The sequence below is a fragment of the Actinophytocola sp. genome (assembly GCF_035634895.1).
Taxonomy (GTDB): Bacteria; Actinomycetota; Actinomycetes; order Mycobacteriales; family Pseudonocardiaceae; genus Actinophytocola.
This window is the reverse complement of sequence record NZ_DASQCC010000273.1, coordinates 1-16,960: the sequence shown is the minus strand read 5'-3', so window position 1 is coordinate 16,960 and position 16,960 is coordinate 1. Positions and strand designations below refer to the sequence as shown.

General features: G+C 72.6%; 15 protein-coding genes. 9 read left to right on the top strand and 6 right to left on the bottom strand.

The features are described from left to right. Positions 1-349 precede the first annotated feature (349 nt). A complete protein-coding gene (locus tag VET29_RS42145) occupies positions 350-1,288 on the bottom strand; it encodes an SDR family NAD(P)-dependent oxidoreductase (protein ID WP_324932542.1) in 939 nt (312 codons plus the stop codon). Between the two features lie 103 nt (positions 1,289-1,391). Between VET29_RS42145 and VET29_RS42140 the strand changes: the two genes are divergently transcribed. Further along, positions 1,392-2,237, top strand: coding sequence for a helix-turn-helix transcriptional regulator (locus tag VET29_RS42140; protein ID WP_324932539.1), 846 nt, complete (start codon positions 1,392-1,394; stop codon positions 2,235-2,237). A gap of 53 nt (positions 2,238-2,290) precedes the next feature. On the opposite strand, the gene VET29_RS42135 is transcribed toward VET29_RS42140, so the two are convergent. Next, positions 2,291-2,914, bottom strand: coding sequence for a TetR/AcrR family transcriptional regulator (locus tag VET29_RS42135; protein WP_324932536.1), 624 nt, complete (start codon positions 2,912-2,914; stop codon positions 2,291-2,293). Positions 2,915-3,038: 124 nt separating this feature from the next. Here VET29_RS42135 and VET29_RS42130 point away from each other — a divergent pair, with 124 nt between their 5' ends. Further along, positions 3,039-4,088 (top strand): aldehyde reductase, encoded by a 1,050-nt coding sequence (locus VET29_RS42130; protein ID WP_324932533.1) that lies wholly within the window; start codon positions 3,039-3,041, stop codon positions 4,086-4,088. Position 4,089: 1 nt separating this feature from the next. Here the strand turns inward: VET29_RS42130 and VET29_RS42125 are convergent, their stop codons facing one another. From VET29_RS42125 to VET29_RS42110, 4 genes are all read right to left on the bottom strand, one after another. Further along, positions 4,090-5,010, bottom strand: coding sequence for an acetamidase/formamidase family protein (locus tag VET29_RS42125; protein WP_324932530.1), 921 nt, complete (start codon positions 5,008-5,010; stop codon positions 4,090-4,092). Then, the gene (locus VET29_RS42120; RefSeq protein ID WP_324932528.1) at positions 5,007-5,954 is read right to left on the bottom strand and encodes a PDR/VanB family oxidoreductase; all 948 of its coding nucleotides are present in this window, start codon (positions 5,952-5,954) and stop codon (positions 5,007-5,009) included. Before VET29_RS42120 ends, VET29_RS42125 begins: the two co-directional genes overlap by 4 nt. Then, positions 5,947-6,708 (bottom strand): MOSC domain-containing protein, encoded by a 762-nt coding sequence (locus VET29_RS42115; protein WP_324932525.1) that lies wholly within the window; start codon positions 6,706-6,708, stop codon positions 5,947-5,949. The genes VET29_RS42120 and VET29_RS42115 overlap by 8 nt, the downstream gene beginning before the upstream one ends. A 170-nt stretch (positions 6,709-6,878) precedes the next feature. After that, a complete protein-coding gene (locus VET29_RS42110) occupies positions 6,879-7,790 on the bottom strand; it encodes a LysR family transcriptional regulator (RefSeq protein ID WP_324932522.1) in 912 nt (303 codons plus the stop codon). Positions 7,791-7,849: 59 nt separating this feature from the next. Here VET29_RS42110 and VET29_RS42105 point away from each other — a divergent pair, with 59 nt between their 5' ends. From VET29_RS42105 to VET29_RS42075, 7 genes are all read left to right on the top strand, one after another. Beyond that, positions 7,850-9,025 carry an FAD-dependent monooxygenase gene (locus VET29_RS42105; RefSeq protein ID WP_324932519.1) on the top strand — a complete coding sequence of 392 codons (1,176 nt, stop codon included), beginning with the start codon at positions 7,850-7,852 and terminating at the stop codon, positions 9,023-9,025. Continuing rightward, positions 9,022-10,797 carry a CocE/NonD family hydrolase gene (locus VET29_RS42100; RefSeq protein ID WP_324932516.1) on the top strand — a complete coding sequence of 592 codons (1,776 nt, stop codon included), beginning with the start codon at positions 9,022-9,024 and terminating at the stop codon, positions 10,795-10,797. Before VET29_RS42105 ends, VET29_RS42100 begins: the two co-directional genes overlap by 4 nt. Then, on the top strand, positions 10,794-11,279 hold the full coding sequence (locus VET29_RS42095) for a nuclear transport factor 2 family protein (protein ID WP_324932513.1): 486 nt from the start codon (positions 10,794-10,796) through the stop codon (positions 11,277-11,279). Before VET29_RS42100 ends, VET29_RS42095 begins: the two co-directional genes overlap by 4 nt. 25 nt (positions 11,280-11,304) lie before the next feature. Next, the gene (locus tag VET29_RS42090; protein WP_324932510.1) at positions 11,305-11,619 is read left to right on the top strand and encodes an NIPSNAP family protein; all 315 of its coding nucleotides are present in this window, start codon (positions 11,305-11,307) and stop codon (positions 11,617-11,619) included. A gap of 365 nt (positions 11,620-11,984) precedes the next feature. Then, positions 11,985-13,253: an ABC transporter substrate-binding protein gene (locus VET29_RS42085; RefSeq protein WP_324932507.1), complete on the top strand. Its 1,269-nt coding sequence runs from the start codon at positions 11,985-11,987 to the stop codon at positions 13,251-13,253. Then, positions 13,250-14,998: a hypothetical protein gene (locus tag VET29_RS42080; protein WP_324932504.1), complete on the top strand. Its 1,749-nt coding sequence runs from the start codon at positions 13,250-13,252 to the stop codon at positions 14,996-14,998. Before VET29_RS42085 ends, VET29_RS42080 begins: the two co-directional genes overlap by 4 nt. Continuing rightward, a partial coding sequence (locus VET29_RS42075) for a hypothetical protein (RefSeq protein ID WP_324932501.1) occupies positions 14,995-16,960 on the top strand: 1,966 nt, incomplete at its 3' end. The genes VET29_RS42080 and VET29_RS42075, both read left to right, overlap by 4 nt.

Genomic DNA, 16,960 nt, shown 5'->3' with positions numbered 1-16,960 from the left:
CGAAGCCGCCTCGATCTCCTCGGCCACGAACGTCCCGAAGCTCGTGATCACCGCCAACAGGTTGTTGAAATCATGCGCCACCCCACCGGCGAGCATGCCCAGACTCTCCAACCGCTGCGCCTGACGCAACTGAGCCTCGGTCGAACCATCCCGCACCTCAGCACGATCATCCGTCCTGGTGGTCGTCTTCGGTGTACCCGTCACACGTCAACTCGATCCCGTCATGGGAGGGGATCGGCTGACCACCGAGAACCAGGACATCACAACCGAGTGTATGAGCGATTCAGTCACCATGCTGACCACTATGGAGTGAACAACCACGGCCGGACCACGGGCCTGGCGGTAGGTGCTAACGCGAGGCGCCCGCGCGTGCCAACAGCTCGGCGGTCGCCTCCCACAGACGGCGCTCCCGGTCGCGGTCGTGGGCGACCGGCTGTACCTCGGTCAGCCTGGTCTTCACCACGAACGCGCCGTCGCGCAGGTGTGCCCACGTGTCGTCGAGGGCCATCGCGGCCAGCAGCGGGCCCGAGCGCCGCGGCGTCGACACGCCGGGCACCCGGCCCAGTGCGCGGCTGACCGCCTGGAGCGAGGCGGGCGCGCCACGGCCCAGCGCGGTGCCGGGCATCCAACCCGGTTCGAACACCGAGACGTTGACTCCGGCGCGGGCGTGGCGCTGCAGCTCATGGGCGTAGTACAGGATCGCCAGCTTGGCGTTGGAGTAGGCGACGCCGGCGGCCGCCATGCCCGGGGCCTGCTCACCGGTGGCCGGGCGGGCCAGCTCGACGGGGTCGGCCCACCTGGCCTCGGGCACGCCGAGGAGCTTTCGCCAGACGTTGGCGTGGTAGGTGTTCGAGCCGAGCAGCACGATCCGCGCCGGGGCGGTGAGCGAGCCGAGCAGGTCGCCGACGAGCTGGGCGTGGGCGAGGTAGTTGACGGCGAACGTCAGCTCGTAGCCGTCCGGCGAGGCCAGCCGGGTGTCGGCCGACATCGTGCCGGCGTTGGCGACCAGCGCCCGCAGCGGCCGTACGGCGCCGGCGGCGAGCAGGTCCCGCACGGTGGCCGCGGCGGCACGGACGTCGGCCAGGCTCGACAGGTCGCAGCCGATCTCGTGGACACGCGCACCACGCGCACGGGCCTCGTCGGCGACCGCGGTCAGGTCTCGCCCGGCGCGGCCGACCAGCAGCAGGTCGGGTCGCCGCCCCCGCGGGCGCTCGGCCATGGCCAGTACGGCGTGGCGGCCCAGGTTGCGGGTCGGGCCGGTGATCAGCACAGTTCCGGGTTCGGTCATGGCTCCAGCCTGCGGCGACGGCCGGGGCCACAGCCAGTCGTCCGGTTGTCGTAGGACTGCCAGGGCCAGGACAAGCCGGCGCGGACCGCGCAGACTGGAGTGCGTGGAAGCGTGGGAGTTCGGCCGGACGGTGCGCCGCTGGCGCGACCGGGTGGCACCCGAGGCCGTCGGCGTGCCGGTGGGTCGCCGGCGCCGGGCGAGCGGGCTGCGCCGCGAGGAGCTGGCCACGCTCGCCGGCATCTCGGCCGACTACCTGACCCGTCTCGAACAGGGCCGCGCGACCGCGCCGTCGGCACAGGTGGTGGAGTCGCTGGCGCGGGCACTGCGCCTGTCCGACCCCGAACGCGACCTGGCCTACCGGCTGGCCGGGCACGCCGCGCCCGGCCAGGACGTCGTGCCGTCCCGGGTCCCCCCGAGCGTGCAGCGGCTGCTCGACCGGCTGTCGCACACGCCGGTGGTCGTGTACGACGCCAGTTGGACGCTCGTGCTGGCCAACGCGCCCTACGACGCGCTCATGGGCGAGACCGGCGGCTGGCGCGGCCTGGAACGCAATGCCGTCTGGCGCAACGTCGCCCGCCTGCCGTCGCGAGTGGTGCACACCCCGCGGGAGCAGGCCGAGCACGAGGCCCGGCTCGTCGCCGACCTGCGCACGACGGCCTCGCGCTACCCCGCCGACCACGCCCTGCGACGCCTGGTCGCCAACCTGACGGCCGGCAGCCCGCGCTTCGCCGCGCTCTGGGACACCGAGACCCCACCGCCCCTGACCGACCCGTCCAGGCGCAAGACCATCGACCATCCTGGCGTCGGCCTGATCACCCTCGACTGCGACACGTTGGTCGTCGCCCTGGACGACCTGCGCATCACCGTCTACACCGCGGCTCCCGGCACCGAGGACGCCGACCGCCTGGCCCTCGCCGTCGTCCTGGGTACGCAGTCGCTCCAGCACTGAGCGCGACCTTCGGGATGCGGGTGTTCGGCGTGAGCACGGGCGTCGGTTCGCAGTCACCCTTCCGGCAGCGGGGTGGTCCCGCCGAGTGCGCGGAGCAGGGTGGCGGTCAGGAGGTTGACCCGGGCGTCCAGCTCGTCGTCGGCGTCGGCGCCCGGGCCGAGCGCGAGGGCGGCGGAGTCCACGGGCAGGTGATGAACCTCGTTGAGGAGGGCCAGGTAGACGAGCCTGCCCCAGGCGGGGTCGGCGACGGTGATGTGGCCGGCGGTGTGCAGCCGGCCGAAGAGGACCTCCAGCTCCGCCACGATCCGCGGGTGCGAGGCGGGCGAGCCGGGGCTCTCGTCGGTGGGGGTCAGGCTGGTGACGAACGGGTGGCTGCACTTCAACCTGAGCACGCTCTCGGTCGCACGGTGCAGGGCGACCAGCGGTGGGGCCGTTCTCAACCGCACCTCGTCGATGATCGACAGATAGCGGTCCGTGAGGTTCCGCACGAGCGCGTCCAGCAACGCCTGTCGCGAGGCGAAGTGCCGGTGCACGGTCGCCCGCGCCAGCCCCGCGAGCTCGGCGATGCGCTCCAGCGACGCAGAGGGATCCTCCGCGAGGACCCGTTGAGCGGCCTCGAGGATCCGGGCCGTGCTCCGCCGCGCGTCAGCGCGTACCGCGCGCTCGGACTCGATCATCGACAACCTCCCCATCGCATGTCACATTACACGGACTATGTGAGACATAGCTGACGCAGATATTGACTCAACTGCGTCATCGATGATTACGTTAAGCCTCCGCCCTGCCCGAGAGGAGACCTCGATGTCCCAGCACCCACCCGACACCGTCCTCGTCACCGGCGCCTCCGGCTTCATCGCCGGGCACTGCGTCGAAGACCTGCTCCGGCACGGCTACGCGGTGCGCGGCACGGTCCGCGACGTGGCACGGCGCGAGAAGGTCGCCCACCTGACCGCCCTGGCCGCCGAGCTCGGCGGCCGGCTCGACTTCGTCGCGGCCCGGTTGGACACCGACGAAGGCTGGGCCGACGCGGTCGCGGGATGCACCTACGTACTGCACGTGGCCTCCCCGAACCCACCCGCCGTCCCCCGCGACGAGGACGAGCTCGTCCGCCCCGCCGTGGACGGCACCCTTCGCGTGCTGCGCGCCGCGGCCGCGAGCGACACCGTCCGCCGAGTGGTCCTGACCTCGTCGGCCTCGGCCGTCGCCGCCGGCCGCCCCGAGCCGAAGTCCGGCCGCCACACCGAGGACGACTGGTCGCTCGTCGAGAACTGCACCCCGTACGAGAAGAGCAAGACCCTCGCCGAGCGCGCCGCCTGGCGGTTCCACGCCGAGCTTCCCGAGCAGCGCCGGCTCGAGATGACCACCGTGATTCCCGGACTCGTCGCCGGCCCCCTGCAACGCGCCGAGGTGACCACGTCCAACGAGTCCGTCCACCGGCTGCTCAACCGCTCCATGCCGGCCGTGCCGCGGATCAGCTGGAGCCTCGTCGACGTCCGGGACGTCGCCGTCGCCCACCGGCTGGCAATGGAGAGCCCGAAGGCCCCCGGCAACCGCTACATCTGCGCCGGCCCCGACATCTGGATGCGCGACATGGCCCGCGTCCTCGCCGACGAGCTCGGCCCCAAGGGCTTCCGCGTCCCCACCCGGAACCTGCCCTACTGGGCGTTGTGGCTCGCGGCCCGCTTCGACCCCACCCTGCGCCTGGCACTCGGCTTCGTCGGCCGCCCGGAGCTGCTGTCGAGCGAGAAGGCCGTCGACGAGCTCGGCTGGCGTACCCGCCCGGCCGCGCAGACCCTCCGGGACACCGCGCAGAGCCTGATCGACCACGGCCTGGTGAAGCCGGCCGCGTGAGTCAGCCGACCGCCCCGTGCGGCAGGACGGCGTGCACGCCCCAGGTCTCGTTCACGACCTGTGTGATGCGCAGGTCCACGACCACACTGGCGAGTGCCGTGGCGGTGCCGCTGTCGAGGTCGTACAGACTCCGCAGCCACGTGACCATCGCGGTGAGGGCCTGGGTCATCGCCGCGTTGAGGTCGGCGTCGAAGCCGAAGGTGATGCGGCCGGTGGGGGTGGTGGCGTGCGGGCCAGGAACCGGTGCCTCGGTGAGGATGTCGAGAGTCACCTCCGTCGACATAGGACATTCGATCGCGGTGCCGCAAACCTCGCCGTCGCCCTGGGCGGCGTGGCCGTCGCCGAGGTGGAGCAGGGCTCCGGGGACGGTCACGGGCAGGAACAGCGTCGCGCCGGCGGTCAGGTCGCGGCAGTCGATGTTTCCGCCACCTTCGGCTCGCGGGGGGATGGTGGAGTGTTGGCCCGGCTCGTTCGGCGGCATCCCGATCACGCCGAGGAACGGCGCGGTCCGTACGGTGTGGCCGCGGTCGCTGGTGGCGGTTCCGGCGGCGGCGTCGATCTCCCAGAGCAGCCAGGAGGGCGCGCCGGTGAGACCGAGCGCGCGGTTCAACGCGTTGTCCCTCACACCGGCGGCGGTCCAGCCCCAGTCACCCGGGCGGGCCGAGACGATGTGGACCGCGAGCACACTCCCCGCCTCCGCGCCGCGCACCGCGATCGGACCGGTGAGGCAGTGGCCGCGGCGCCCGGCGAACATGGTCGGCCGGGGCTCCCCCGGCGAGTGTTGTCGTTCCAGGTACCCGGACGCGTCGAGCGATCGCACGACGACCGTGTCGCCCGGGTCCACCGTCAGCACCGGCGGCGCGTCGCGGTCGAACACGTCCGTGGTGAACCCCGGTTCGGGACGCAGTTCGTGAACGGTCACGCGGGTTTCCTGTCCTCGTGGGGACCGACGACGATCTCCGGTGACCTGGCCCGCGACACACAGGCCACCACGCTCGACACCCGCTCCCCTTCGGTCAGCACGGAGTCGCGGTGCTCGACCTCGCCGTCGAGGAGCGTGAGGCGGCACGTGCCGCACACGCCTGCCTCGCAGGACGACTCGACGCGGACACCGTCACGGCGCAGGGCGGCGAGCAGCGAGAGGTGCGCGGGAACGTCCACCCGGCGCCCGTCCGGCGCCCACACCGCGGTGAACGGTGAGGCCATTCCGGAGTGGCCGGTCGCGAACTCCTCCAGGTGGACCCGGCTCACGCGCCAGTGCGCCGTCAGCGTCCGCACGGTCCGTGTGAGTGCCGCGGGCCCGCAGCAGTACACGCGCACATCGTCGTCCGGCACCGCGAGATACGGCCAGAGGTCCAGCTGTCCGCGGTCGGCACTGTGGTGCACGGTGTCCTCCGGACCGTCGAACTCCTCCAGGAAAGGGGTTTCCCGTGCGGACCGCGTCAGGTACAGCAGCCGCACACCGGTGCGGCCCGCGCCGCGCAACCGGCGCACCATCGCCCGGATCGGCGTGATGCCGACGCCTCCGGCGATGAACAGGTACCGAGGCGCGGGTTCGAGGGGAAACCTGTTGGCCGGCGCGGAGACCACGAGGTCGGTACCCGCCACCACGTCATCGTGCATGCTCACCGAACCGCCCCGGCCGCCGGCCTCGCGGCGCACGCACACGACGTACTCCCGCGGCCGGGCACCGCCCGCATCGACGAGGCTGTAGCTGCGCCTGTGCCCGGCCGGCGTGGTCACCACGATGTGCGCACCCGGCTCGTATGCGGGCAACGGGGACCCATTGGCGTCCCGCAGAACGAGACGGCGGACGACCGGTGTGAGGTCGGTCGTCTCGGCGACCCGCAGCCGCAGCTCAGGCAACGAGCCCACTGCCCTTCGCCACGACTCCGGCGGTGAGGACCTCCAGGTAGACGCCCATGAACTCGTGCCCGTAGGTGCGGTGGACCATGCTCACCACCGGCAGGTCGCGGTGGCCGGTCGCGGGACCGACCTCGGTCGCGGCGCAGCGCCTCGTCCGGTGCACGGCCCGCACGCGCACGCCGCCGAGGTCGAGCTCCCGCCCGATCGTGTCCAGCTCGGACCACGCCGGCAGGCCGTCCACGAAGACGTTGGCACGGAACCGAAGCGGATCGACGACGGTGCCGGTGCGTGACTCCAGGTCACGAACCGAGGCCAGGTTGACCAACGAGATCCAGCCCATCGGTCCGTCCCCGGCCGCGGCCGCGTCGGTGAAGCGCCTGCCTGGTTCCCGTGCGAGCAACGGCATGACGCCCGCGGGTAGGTCGAGGACGCGCGTGAAGAACCGCACCGCGGCGTCGCGGCCTTCCTCCGTGCTCAGGTCGGCCGTCAGCACGTCGTGACCCGCGACTCGCACGGTGAGGACGTCGGTCTCCGTGTCCAGGTGGGTGTCCAGCCCGGCGAGGCGGTGGTCCGAGACCAGTGCGTAGAACTCCTGCTTCGGTAGTCCCGCATGCCTTCCGGGCCGGTACCTGCCGTCCGGCCGGGCGAAGGCGAACCGCCGGTCGTGCGGAAAGCCCTTGCCTGGCCGGAGCTCGACCCGGTCCACCGGCTGCGCGCTGAGCCCCTTCACCGGGTGGACGAACAGCGCGTCCACCCGGCCTCGTCCCGTCACCACGGCGGCGCGGCCGATCCGCTCGTGCGCCCGGTCGGGCCGGGGGTCGCGACGACGGTGAGGTGCACGCCGGAAACGCTAGAGAACCCGCCGGTTGCCGGCAATGACACGTTCGTCAACGTGTGGTTGACCCGTACGCAATCGTCGCGGGCTCACCCCGGTTCGGCGGCGGTGGCCATGATGTGGCGGGTGCGCTCGCGCAGCAGCTGATGCGTGCGGTCGTGGTGGTTGCGCGGGTGCCACGCCATGCCGATCGTCAGGGACGGCAGCGCCAGGGGGATCGGGAAGGTGCACAGCCCGAGCGTGTCCAGCATCGACCGTCCCAGCCTGGCCGGCGCGACGCAGACGACGTCGGTCTCGCGGGCCAGGAACAGCGCGCTCGCGAAGGTGGGGACGACGGCGGCCACGCGCCGGCGCAGGCCCAGGCCGGCGAGCTGCTCGTCGATCGGGCCGTGGGCTCGGCCGCGGCGCGACATGACGATGTGGTCGGCCGCGGCGAACCGCCGTGGTGTGACGGTCTTCGCCCGCGCCAGGGGATGGTCCGGCCGCACCGCGCCGATCAGCGTCTCGGTGACGAGCGTCTCCGCGCGGATCTCCGGCTCGCCGGGGCGGATGATCCCGATCTCCAGATCCACCAGCCCCTCACGCAGGGCCGGGGTGTCCTCCAGGTTCTCCGGCCGCAGGCGCAGGGAGATGCCGGGCGCCTGGACCCGCAGGTCGTCGATGAGGGCCGGGATGAACGTCGTGGACAGCATGTCGGTGACCTGGAGGTCGAACATGCGCACCGCGGTCCGCGGGTCGGCGGTGTTCGACGGCGCGAAGAGCGCGCGTGCCCGGGTGGCGACCGCGTGCACCTCACCACGCAGCTCCAGGGCCCGGGGCGTGGGCACGAGATCGCGGCCGGCACGCACGAGGAGCGGGTCGTCGAACGCGCGCCGCAACCGGGCCAGGGTGCGGCTCACCGCCGGCGCGGAGGTGTTCAGGCGTGCCGCGGCCTTCGTCACGCTGCTCTCGGTGAGCAGCGCGTCCAACGCCTCGATCAGGTTCAGGTCCACATGGTCCACTCGCGGATTATCACATCCGAAATAACCATGTACCAAGGTTGCACTGGTGTGAATCGGCCGTGGTTCCTACCGTCGACACCGACAGGAACGTGGTGGAGATCGAGGATGACCGGGGGTCGGAGCTGATGCGGGCTGTGGTGATCGGTGGCGGGATCGTGGGCCTGACAAGTGGGCTCGCGCTGCGCCGCGCGGGGATCGACGTGGTGATCTGCGAGCGCGCGCCGGAGATCCGCGCCGCCGGAGCGGGACTGGGACTCTGGGCCAACGCGCTGGCCGTGTTCGACGAGCTCGGCATCGGCGAGCAGGTGCGTGCCATCGGCAAACCCAGCGAGATGTACTTCCACGACCCGGCCGGGCGCCTGCTCGACAGCCCGGAGTTCGGCGTCGAGGACCACCGGTACCTGCTGGTGCACCGGGCGAGGCTGACCGAGCTGCTCGCCGACGCCGTGGGGCGGGAGCACCTCCGCCTCGCCACCGCGTTCGAGTCGTACGAGGAGCACGCGGACCACGTCACGGTCCGGTTGTCCGACGGCGGCAGCGAGGACGGCGACCTGCTCGTCGGCGTGGACGGCGCGTACTCGTCGGTGCGTGCGCGGTTGGTGCCGGGCACCGCGGCGCGGGAACACCCCGGCCACCACGCCTGGCGCGCGGTCCTGCCGGCCACCGGCATCGCGGTGGCCGAGGATCGGCTGATCCTGGGCACCCACGGCTGCCGGGGCGGGTACCTGCGCACCTACGACGGGGGCGTCTACTGGCTGGTGAACCAGTTCAACTCGCCCGCGCCGACCGGCACCCGCAAGCAGCAGGCCCTGGAGCGGGTCGCCCACCTCGACGACGGAGGACGGAACGCGGTACTGGCCGAGCTGGTCGCCGCGACGCCGGAGGAGCAGATCCTGCACAACCAGATCATGCTCGTGCCACCGCTGCCGCACTGGGTCTCCGCGCGCGTCGCGCTGGCCGGGGACGCCGCCCACGCGATGTCGCCGCACATCACCGCCGGCGCGACGCTGGGCATCGAGGACGCCGGCCTGCTCGCCGGCCTGCTCGCCGGCGACGCCGACGTGCCGGCCGCGCTCGCCGCGTACGAGGCCACCCAGATCCCGCGGTACGCCCACGTGGCGCGGCTGTCCGCGGCGGTGGAGCACGCGGCCACGCCGCGGGAGTTCGCCCGGCACTACGTCGCGTTCAGCCACTGGATGACCAGCCAGGAACCGCGGCGCCGGGTGCGGGCATGAGCTTCGTCGTCGAGGTGGACGTGCCGGTGCCGATGGGCGACGGCATCGCGCTCGCCACCAACGTGTGGCGGCCGGCGGGGCCGGGACCGTTCCCGGTGTTGCTGGTCCGCACCCCCTACGGCAAGGACGACGCCGGCATGTACGGCAACCCGAAGCTGCCGGACGTGTTCGCCCTCGTGGGCGCCGGATACGCCGTGGTGGCACAGGATGTCCGCGGGACCTCCCGCTCGCCGGGCGCGTTCGTGCCGAACGCGCACGAGGGCGCCGACGGCGCCGACACCCTCGCGTGGCTGGCCGGGCAGTCGTGGTGTGACGGCAACGTCGGCATGTGGGGCGGGTCCTACATGGGGTTCACGCAGTGGCAGGCGGCCGTGCGGGGCGCACCGGCGCTGCGTGCGATCGCGCCCGTGATGAGTTCCGCAGACCTGTACGGGGCACCGTGGTACTCCCCGGGCGGCGCGTTGTCGCAGGACGCCGTCCTGACCTGGGGCACGCTCGCGGCACTGCGCAACCTGCGCCGCGGCCTCGCCGGCGGGCACGGCGACCCGGCCGACGCCGGGGTGTTGCTGTCGGGCCTGTCCGACCCGCGGCTGCTGCACGACCCGTTCCCGGTCGCCGGCCGCGGCGTGCTGACTCGTCACCTGCCCTGGGTCGGCCAGGTGCTCGACCATCCGGAGCGGGACGCGTTCTGGCAGGACGTCGCTGCGATCGACCGGTGCGCCGGCATCACCGTCCCGGCGTTCCAGGTGGGCGGCTGGTACGACGTGTTCATCGGCGAGACCGTGCGGTCCTACACGATGATGCGCCGGCACGGTGGCAGCGCCGCGGCCCGCGACGGTCAGCGGCTCTTGATCGGCCCCTGGTGCCACGCCGACGGCGCCGACCTCGGCACGTTCCCCGACCGGTCGTTCGGGCTCGACGGCAGCATCAAGGCCGCCGACGTCACCGGTGCGCACCTGCGGTTCTTCGACCGCTGGGTCCGCGGCCGGACGGCGGTCCCCGAGGACGCCCACCGGGTCCGGATCTTCGTCATGGGCATCGACCGGTGGCGCGACGAGGTGGACTGGCCGCTGCCCGACACCCGATACACCGACTTCTTCCTCGCCGGGAACGGCCGGGCCAACAGCGCCGCCGGCGACGGCGTCCTGACCCGCGACGCCGCGTCCGTGGCGGCGGTGGACACCTTCCGCTACGACCCGCGCCGCCCGGTTCCGACGCTGGGCGGCACCGTGCTCGCCGCCGCGCCCGGCGCCTGGCCCGGACCGGCCGACCAGGCGGCGGTCGAGACGCGCGAGGACGTGCTGTGCTTCACCACCGCCGTCCTCGACCGTCCCGTCGAGGTCACCGGCCACGTCACCCTGGTGCTGCACGTCTCGTCCTCGGCGCCGGACACCGACTTCACGGGCAAGCTCGTCGACGTGCACCCGGACGGCAGGGCGATCGTGCTGTGTGAGGGCATCCAGCGCGCCCGCTACCGCCGGTCGCTCACCGACCCGGCACCCCTGGCACCCGGGACGATCTACGAGCTGACCCTCGACCTGCGCGTCACGTCGAACGTCTTCCTGCCCGGCCACCGCATCAGGCTCGAGGTCTCCAGCAGCAACTTCCCGCGCTACGACCGCAACACCAACACGGGCGGGAGGATCGCGACCGACGGGGAGGACGACCTGGCCGTCGCGGTGAACCGGGTCCACCACGGTCCTGACCGGCCCAGCCGCCTTGTCCTGCCGCTGATCGAGCGTCCGCCCGGGCAGGCGGAGGTGGAATCGTGAGCGCCCTGTCGGAGCTGGCCGACCGGATGGCCGTCGCCGATGTCGTCGCCGGCCTCGCCCACGCCCAGGACGACCGGGACTGGGCCGCCCTGCGGCGGTTGTTCGCCGATGAAGTACTCCTGGACCTGTCGACACACCACTTCGGCAGACCGCCGGCGACCGTGCCGGCCGCCGACCTGGTCGAGCTGGCCCGCGGGACGTTGGCGGGCTTCGACTGCACCCACCACGCCGCCTCGAACCTCCTCGTGCGGCTGTCGGGCGACGAGGCCGAGTGCCGCGCGCACATGGTCGCCTACCACCACGTCCCCGCCGACCCCGGCGTGGTCGACCACTGCACGATGCGCGGCTACTGGCGGCTCAGGCTCCGCAGGCTCGGCGGGCGCTGGCTGATCACCCACTGGGCCGTGGTGCGCACCGGTCCGTGGGAGGGATCTCCGGACGTCTACACGCTCGCCGCCGCGCGCGGCGGCCCCCGGCGCTGACGGTCACCGCGAGGAAGAGGCACCGATGTTCTACGAGATCCGCACGGAGTACGCCCGCCCCGGCCGCGGCGCCGAGCTGGCCGGCCACATGGACGAGACCGTCATCCCGCTGCACCGGGAGATGGGCATGAACGTGGTGGGATCGTTCACCGTGACCGGCGACGAGGACACCTTCGTCTGGATCCGGCGGTTCGAGGACGCGGCCGACCGCGAACGCGTCCTCGACGCCGTCCATCGGCATCCCCGGTGCGCGGCCGTGGTCGACACCTTCAACGCGCTGGTGGGCCGGACCGAGTCCACCGTCCGCCTCTCGCCGACGCCCGGGTCCGCGCTTCGCTGACCCGGCAGGCACGACCGTCGCCGGGCGGCACGCGGGTTCGCGTGAACGTGCCGATTTTCCGTGGCCGACACCGGCCCGCAAACATCGCATGGAATTCACGGTGCCACCACCGAACCGGAAAGTATCCGCGACCGCCGGCCAGGTGGAACTGCTTGATCGTGAACGCGTTCGGCCACCTCGGCAGCACGGTTATCGGGACATCCCTTTGCCTGAATCGGGAAGAAAACCGGGTCGGGGGAATTCCGCAAAACCTCCGCCGAGTGTTCGTACGTGCGCGTAGGGTATGACCCGATAAATCATCCACTGGTCAAGGCCGAGGGTGGGGGATGGCGCATTCGCGAGCCGCGCACGGGTTGGGTGCCGGCGTGTCCAGACGGTCCGTCATCCGTGCCGGCGGGCTGGCCGTCGCGAGCCTGGGGCTGCCCGGCTGCTCCGTGCTGACGGCCACCGCCGGGGTCGGCGACGACATGCGGGTGGGCGTGTCGTGGAGCGCGACGGAGCTGGAGGCGTTCCGGGACGTGCTCGCGAACTACCGGGGCGGCTACGAGCTGGTCCCCTTCGGCGACGACATCGCCTCCGCGCTCGGCGCGCGCACCGCGGGACGTCCCGACCTCGTGGCGATGCCCCAACCCGGCACCGTGGCCGCCGGTCTCGACGACCTGGCGCCGCTGCCCGAGGACCTGTGGCGGGAGGAGTACCACAGGTACGCGCCGTCGCGCGATGACCGGCACTACGCGCTGCCGTTCAAGCTCTCGCACGCCTCGGTCGTCTGGTACCGCAGGCGGCTGTTCGCCGAGCACGGCCTCGAGCCGCCCGGCACCTGGGCGGACTGGATGGACCTGAACCAGCGGATCATCGACGACCCCGACCTGGGTGGCGCCGGCATCGCGCCGCTGGCGCTGGGCTGCGCGGACGGCTGGCTGCTGGCCGTCTCCATGGAGAACGTGCTGCTGCGGCACTTCCCGGACACCTATGACGCGCTGAGCCAGCCCGGCTACGACCCGCGGCTGTGGACCGACGGCGACGTCGAGAAGGCGCTGCGGATGCTCGGCGACATGTGGTCCGTGCCGGGCGCGATCTCGGGTGGTCTGGACCGCGCACTCGTGCTGCAGTACCCGGACACCGTGCAGGAGGCGTTCCTGTACCGGCGGGCCGCGATGGTGGTCGCGCCGGACTACGCCGAGTCCGTGATCCGCTCGTTCGGCACGGCGGCGGACGACGTGGACACCTTCACGTTCCCCGCGCGTGAGGGCACCACTCCCCCGCTCGCGGTGGCCGGTGACCTGCTCGTCCTCGTCAAGCCGGCACGCAGGCCCGCGTACAACCTGCTGCGCTACCTGGCCGGCCCGGCGGCGCCGGTCCCGTGGATCAGGGACACCGGCGGCTTCATCGCGGCCAACCCGGACACCGACAGCCGTTACTACAGCGACACCCTGCGCAGGCTCGCGAGCGAGGTGCACGAAAAGGAGCCCCGCTTCCGGCTTTCCGACCAGCTCGGCCCGGCCGGCGGCAAGGAGGGGCTCGCGCTCGTCCTGCAGCAGCTCGTGCACGACCTGGCGTCCGGCATGCCGCCGGCGACGGCGGCCCGAACGGCGGCGCCGAAGATGGCCGAGATCGCCGGGGCGTACCGGTGAGCCCGCCGCTCGCCGAACCGAGGGCCGGCCTCAAGCTGGAGATCACCCTGCGCGAGGTCTCGGGTCGTGCGCTCGACCCGACCCTCGAGCAGCGGCCCGCGGCGCGGCTCCTGCTCGGCCTGCCGGGGCTCCTGCTGCTGCTCGTGCTGCTGGTGCCGATCGGGTGGACCACGGTGTGGGCACTGGACGCCGACACTCCGCTGATCGGCAACTTCCTCGACGTCGTGACCGACCACAGCGCGCTGGCGGCGTGGCGGAACAGCCTGGTGTGGGTCGTCATCGCGCTGGTCGTCATCGCGCTCGGCTACGGCATAGCGGTGATCAGCCGGCACGTCCACGAGCTGTGGCGCGTCCTGCTGTACGTGCTGATCCTCCCGTTCGGGGTGTCCGCGCTGGTCGCCGGCGCGGTGTTCCGCATCATCTTCGACCCGCGGCCGGAGCGGGGCGTGGCCAGCGCGCTGTTCGGCGAGGACGTGGTGTGGCTCGGCCCCGGGCTGATCTGGGTGGTGCTCGCCTCGTCGTTCGCGTGGACCTGGCTCGGTTTCGTCGTGGTGCTGTTCCGGGCGGGTCTGGACGCACGGCCGAAGACGGGGCCGGGCGTGCTCGGTCACCCCGGCCTGCCCAGTCCGGGACCGGTCACCTACATCGTGCTGCTGACCGTGCTGGTCGCCGCGATCCGCGTCTTCGACCTGGTGCTGATCGCGGCGCCGGGCTCCATGCAGGACAGCGTCGACGTGGTCGGGCTGCACTGGTGGCGGATCACCTCGCGTACCGGGGAGACCGGCGCACCCGCCGCGCTCGCCGTGCTGCTGTTCGTCATCGTCGGCCTGCTCAGCTTCACGCTCATGCGGCGGCAGCGCAGGACCACACCCGCCGGCGCGCCCGCACCCGCACCGGTCGACGTGCCGGCCGCGCCGGCCGAGGAAGGTGGCGACACGCCGCAACCGCCGCCCGCGCGACGGCGCTGGCCCAGCTGGCTGATCGGGATCGCGCTCACGGCGCTGTGGCTGCTGCCGGTGATGATCCTGCTGGCGACCGCGTTCCACGACCCGAGGGCGGCGGGCTCGAAGGGCTGGTGGCAGCTGTCCGGTCTCGGGCTCGGCTCGTTCGCCGAGGTGAGCGCGAGCTGGCTGTGGCCGGCCATGCTGGGCAGCCTCTTCCTCGCCGGACTCGCCACCGCACTCGTCGTCGCGGGCGCGGTGCCGCTGGCCTACCTGCTGACCTGGGGCGGACTGCCCGGCTGGCTGACCCGCACCCTCACCACGCTGCTCGTGGTCCTGGCGGTCGCACCGGTCCAGATGTACGCCGGCCCGGTCGGCAACCTGTTCGGCGACTCCGGGCTCGCCGGCGCTCGCACGCCACTGGCACTCATGCACGCGGCGGCCGGGCTCCCCTTCGCGACCCTGGTACTGCGCACCGCGTTCCAGGCCGCCCCGCCCGACCCGTCCGGCACCCGCAGGCCCACGCTCGACGCCATCTGGCACGGCCGGTACCTGCGTGCCCTGGTCGCGGTGGGGGTGCTCGAGTTCGTCCTGGTGTGGAACGACTTCATCGTCGGGTTCCTGATCAGCGGACCCCAGTCGACGCCGCTCAACCTGCTGCTGTGGGGCGAGGCACGCCAGTTCGGCATCGCCGCCGGCACGGTCTCGGCCGGGGCCGTGGTCGCGTCGGTCGTCCCCGTCGCGGTGCTGATGGTCACCTGGCGGAAGGTCATCTCCGGACTCACCGGTGGTGCGACCGAATGAGCCGGCGCGGCTCCCAGTCGGAGCGGGACTTCCTCACCAGGATCGCGGTGGGCTCCAGCATCGTGATCACCTGGTTCCTGGGCACCCTCGGCGCGGAGCTGCTCGGCAACCAGGCCAACGAGACCAACCTCGGCCAGAACGTCGGGCGGTCCCTGCTCGTCGCCGGCATCGTCGTGGTGCCGCTGATCGCGCTCGTCCTGGCCGGGATCAGGCTGTGGACGTGGCGGCACCCGGCGCCGCTCGAACCGCCGCCCTCGGTCGAGACGACCCGGCTGGCCGAGCCGGAACCGCCGGCCTGGCGCCGGCCCGGCCCGATCTACGACCGCGACGACGAGGTCGCCGCGGTGGTGCGGACCCTGCTCGACACCGGGGTCGTGGTCGTGTCCGGGGCTCGGGACGTCGGCACGTCCGCGGTCGCCGAGGCCGCGGTGCAGTCGTTGATCGACGAGCAGCGCGTCAATGCCAAGAACGTCGCCCGGGTCGACCTGCGCAGCCGGTCGACCCGCGCCCCGGACGACGCGCGGGCGACGGCCGGCCGCATCCTGTCCACGTTCCGGCTGGACGAGCCGGCTAACGGGACGCCGAAGGTGCTCGCCAACGCCGCGGAACGGCTGCACGAGGTGCTTGCCAAGCAGTACTCGGTGCTGCTGCTGGACAATGTCACGGAGCCTGCCGAGATCCAGTGGCTGATTCCACAGTGGACGGGTTGGCACAACCGGCAGCCGTGGCTGGTGATCGCCGGGGAGACGGCGACCGAGGCGGCGGCGCCGGACAGCGGGGTGCGGATCGATCCCTTGTCCACGGCGGGGATGCGGGCGATCTGGCTCGCCGACACCAGCAGCGCGCCTGCTCCTTCCGCGCCAACCGGATTGTCCGTGCCGGACCCGATCGACGAGGTGATCGACGCGTGCCACGGCAGGCCGCGCGCGATCAAGGCCGTGGCACGGGAGACCACCGGCACCGACCGCGTGGCCGAGGTGGGCTCCCTGCTGAAGACGATGACGACGGACGAAGAGAACCCCCTGGTGGGGATCTGGCGCGCGATCCTGCTCCGGACCGTGGACAGTCTCAGCCCGGACGCCCGCTGGCTGCTGCACGCGCTGGCCGTGATCCCGCTGACCGCACTCGCCAGGGACGCGATCATCGCCCTGGTGGCCGCCCACGCCCCCGATGCGGACCCTGGCTCGGGTGCCGCCCTGCCGGAGCCGTTCGAGAAGCTGCGGGCCCAGGGGTTCATGGAGGAGGTCGACGGCCGGTACCGGCTGCCGCTGGAGATCAGGCAGGCGATCACCGGCCGGACCGACCGGGAGGACGACGAGATCGCGCGGGTCGCCGTGCCGGCCCTGGTCCGCCACCACGCCGACCGTGTCGTGCGCAGGGCGAACCAGCTCGACGTCCGCTCGGTCGGCGCCGTCGCCGCGCAGTGGCTCGGCGACGAGGAACCCACCCTGCGCCCGCTGTTCACACCGGAGAACTACCCGGACGGCGAGGTCCTGGCCGCGGTGCTCGACGACCTGGCGCGCATCGCGGGTGCCCTCGAGTACTGGTACGTGCGCGAGCAGCAGGCGGACGGTTTGCTGACCGTCAGCACCGGGCTGGGCACGCTCGCCGACCGCGCCCAGCGATACGGGCTCTCCGCGCTGGCCGCGGCGCGGAAGGCCACCGCCTACCGGATGCTCGGGCAGCCGAAGGTGGCGGACCAGATGCTGTGCATGGTGGACAGCGAGGCACGCGGCACCGTCGACCACGCCCTCGGCACGGAGCTCGTGACCCGTCTGCGCGTGGAGCGTGCCCTGCTCAGCGTGTCGGCCGGCGCCCCGAAGACCGAGCTGGTGCGCGAGGAGCTCGAGAAGATCGCCGGCCAGGAGCGGCATCCCGGCGCCGGCATCGCGATGCTCAACCTGGGGGCGCTGTACCTGATGGAGAACTCGACCGACCGGGCACGGGAGTGCCTGGCCAAGG

Excerpts from the sequence above, each read along its gene's own strand:
- VET29_RS42130 (WP_324932533.1), top strand. The coding sequence starts at position 3,039 with ATGTCCCAGCACCCACCCGACACCGTCCTCGTCACCGGCGCCTCCGGC.
- VET29_RS42090 (WP_324932510.1), top strand. The coding sequence starts at position 11,305 with ATGTTCTACGAGATCCGCACGGAGTACGCCCGCCCCGGCCGCGGCGCC.
- VET29_RS42135 (WP_324932536.1), bottom strand. The coding sequence starts at position 2,914 with ATGATCGAGTCCGAGCGCGCGGTACGCGCTGACGCGCGGCGGAGCACG.
- VET29_RS42145 (WP_324932542.1), bottom strand. The coding sequence starts at position 1,288 with ATGACCGAACCCGGAACTGTGCTGATCACCGGCCCGACCCGCAACCTG.
- VET29_RS42100 (WP_324932516.1), top strand. The coding sequence starts at position 9,022 with ATGAGCTTCGTCGTCGAGGTGGACGTGCCGGTGCCGATGGGCGACGGC.